The organism is Delftia sp. K82, from assembly GCF_002193035.1.
Classification (GTDB): domain Bacteria; phylum Pseudomonadota; class Gammaproteobacteria; order Burkholderiales; family Burkholderiaceae_C; genus Comamonas; species Comamonas acidovorans.
This window is the reverse complement of the sequence record NZ_MYFL01000013.1, coordinates 2,501-5,648: the sequence shown is the minus strand read 5'-3', so window position 1 is coordinate 5,648 and position 3,148 is coordinate 2,501. Positions and strand designations below refer to the sequence as shown.

The 3,148-nt window shown below is 51.4% G+C and carries 2 rRNA genes (1 of these 2 only partly in view); both read right to left on the bottom strand.

Annotated features, from left to right (window positions below):
- Window positions 1–75: 75 nt before the first annotated feature.
- Window positions 76–188 (bottom strand): 5S ribosomal RNA (gene rrf, locus KDK82_RS31215).
- 126 nt (window positions 189–314) lie between these two features.
- A 23S ribosomal RNA gene (locus KDK82_RS31210) occupies window positions 315–3,148 on the bottom strand; it runs 42 nt beyond the window's last position.

Below are 3,148 nucleotides of genomic sequence, written 5' to 3'. Positions count from 1 at the left end.
GCTACCTTGTTACGACTTCACCCCAGTCACGAACCCCGCCGTGGTAAGCGCCCTCCTTGCGGTTAGGCTACCAGAGCCTGACGATGACCTACTTTCACACGGGAACCCGCACTATCATCGGCGCAAAGTCGTTTCACTGTCCTGTTCGGGATGGGAAGGAGTGGTACCAACTTGCTATGGTCATCAGGCATAACTTGTTGTCATGCTGCTCTTGTGAGCAACACAACGAATTCATAGAGTCTGTAAATCAGCTTTGTATTTTGACTGCGCCTTACTTGGCATAACCACCTTGATGATCACGTCATCAAAGTTATAGGGTCAAGCCTCACGAGCAATTAGTACTGGTTAGCTTAACGCATTACTGCGCTTCCACACCCAGCCTATCAACGTCCTGGTCTTGAACGACTCTTCAGGGGGCTCAAGGCCCCGGCAGATCTCATCTTGAAACGAGTTTCCCGCTTAGATGCTTTCAGCGGTTATCTCTTCCACACTTAGCTACTCGGCAATGCCACTGGCGTGACAACCGATACACCAGAGGTGTGTCCACTCCGGTCCTCTCGTACTAGGAGCAGGCTTCCTCAAATCTGCAGCGCCCACGGAAGATAGGGACCAAACTGTCTCACGACGTTTTAAACCCAGCTCACGTACCTCTTTAAATGGCGAACAGCCATACCCTTGGGACCGACTACAGCCCCAGGATGAGATGAGCCGACATCGAGGTGCCAAACACCGCCGTCGATATGAACTCTTGGGCGGTATCAGCCTGTTATCCCCAGAGTACCTTTTATCCGTTGAGCGATGGCCCTTCCATACAGAACCACCGGATCACTATGTCCTGCTTTCGCATCTGCTCGACTTGTCAGTCTCGCAGTTAAGCACGCTTATGCCATTGCACTATCGTCACGATGTCCGACCGTAACTAGCGTACCTTCGAACTCCTCCGTTACGCTTTGGGAGGAGACCGCCCCAGTCAAACTGCCTACCATGCACTGTCCCCGATCCCGATAAGGGACCTGGGTTAGAACCTCAAACGCACCAGGGTGGTATTTCAACGTCGGCTCCATGAGAACTAGCGTCCTCACTTCAAAGCCTCCCACCTATCCTACACAGATCCGTTCAAAATCCAATACAAAGCTACAGTAAAGGTTCATGGGGTCTTTCCGTCTTTCCGCGGGGAGATTGCATCATCACAAACATTTCAACTTCGCTGAGTCTCTGGAGGAGACAGTGTGGCCATCGTTACGCCATTCGTGCAGGTCGGAACTTACCCGACAAGGAATTTCGCTACCTTAGGACCGTTATAGTTACGGCCGCCGTTTACTGGGACTTCAATCAAGAGCTTGCACCCCATCATTTAATCTTCCAGCACCGGGCAGGCGTCACACCCTATACGTCCACTTTCGTGTTTGCAGAGTGCTGTGTTTTTATTAAACAGTCGCAGCCACCGATTTTTTGCAACCGCTTTGGGCTCCCTTTGTTCAAGTTCACCTACTTGCGGCATACCTTCTCCCGAAGTTACGGTATCAATTTGCCGAGTTCCTTCTCCAGAGTTCTCTCAAGCGCCTTAGAATACTCATCTCGCGCACCAGTGTCGGTTTGCGGTACGGTCGTGTGTAGCTGAAGCTTAGTGGCTTTTCCTGGAAGCAGGGTATCACTCACTTCGTCTGCAAGCAGACTCGTTATCACCCCTCATCTAAGCCCGGCGGATTTGCCTACCAGGCACGACTACAGGCTTGAACCAACATATCCAACAGTTGGCTGAGCTAACCTTCTCCGTCCCCACATCGCACTACACATCGGTACAGGAATATTGACCTGTTTCCCATCAGCTACGCATCTCTGCCTCGCCTTAGGGGCCGACTCACCCTACGCCGATGAACGTTGCGTAGGAAACCTTGCGCTTACGGCGAGGGGGCTTTTCACCCCCTTTAACGCTACTCATGTCAGCATTCGCACTTCTGATACCTCCAGCACCCGTTACCAGGCACCTTCACAGGCTTACAGAACGCTCTCCTACCACTTGCAATAAATTGCAAATCCGCAGCTTCGGTAACTGGCTTAGCCCCGTTACATCTTCCGCGCAGGACGACTCGATCAGTGAGCTATTACGCTTTCTTTAAATGATGGCTGCTTCTAAGCCAACATCCTGACTGTTTTAGCCTTCCCACTTCGTTTCCCACTTAGCCAATTTTAGGGACCTTAGCTGGCGGTCTGGGTTGTTTCCCTCTTGAGTCCGGACGTTAGCACCCGGTGCTCTGTCTCCCAAGCTGTACTCTGCGGTATTCGGAGTTTGCATAGGTTTGGTAAGTCGCCATGACCCCCTAGCCTAAACAGTGCTCTACCCCCGCAGGTAATACTTGAGGCACTACCTAAATAGTTTTCGGAGAGAACCAGCTATTTCCAAGTTTGTTTAGCCTTTCACCCCTATCCACAGCTCATCCGCTAGTTTTGCAACACTAGTCGGTTCGGACCTCCAGTACCTGTTACGGCACCTTCATCCTGGCCATGGATAGATCACTTGGTTTCGGGTCTACACCCAGCGACTGGACGCCCTATTCGGACTCGATTTCTCTACGGCTCCCCTATTCGGTTAACCTTGCCACTGAATGTAAGTCGCTGACCCATTATACAAAAGGTACGCAGTCACCCTTGCGGGCTCCTACTTTTTGTAAGCATGCGGTTTCAGGATCTATTTCACTCCCCTCCCGGGGTTCTTTTCGCCTTTCCCTCACGGTACTGGTTCACTATCGGTCGATGATGAGTATTTAGCCTTGGAGGATGGTCCCCCCATATTCAGACAGGGTTTCTCGTGCCCCGCCCTACTTTTCTCTAGCTCAGTACCACCAGTCGGTTTTCACATACAGGGCTATCACCTACTATGGCCGGACTTTCCATTCCGTTTTGTTAACCGTCTGACTATCACTAGAAGGCTCTTCCGATTTCGCTCGCCACTACTTTCGGAATCTCGGTTGATGTCTTTTCCTCTGGGTACTTAGATGTTTCAGTTCTCCAGGTTCGCCTCGCATACCTATGTATTCAGTATGCGATACCCTTGCGGGTGGGTTTCCCCATTCAGAAATCTCCGGATCAAAGCTAATTTGCCAGCTCCCCGAAGCTTATCGCAGGCTATCACGTCTTTCGTCGCCTA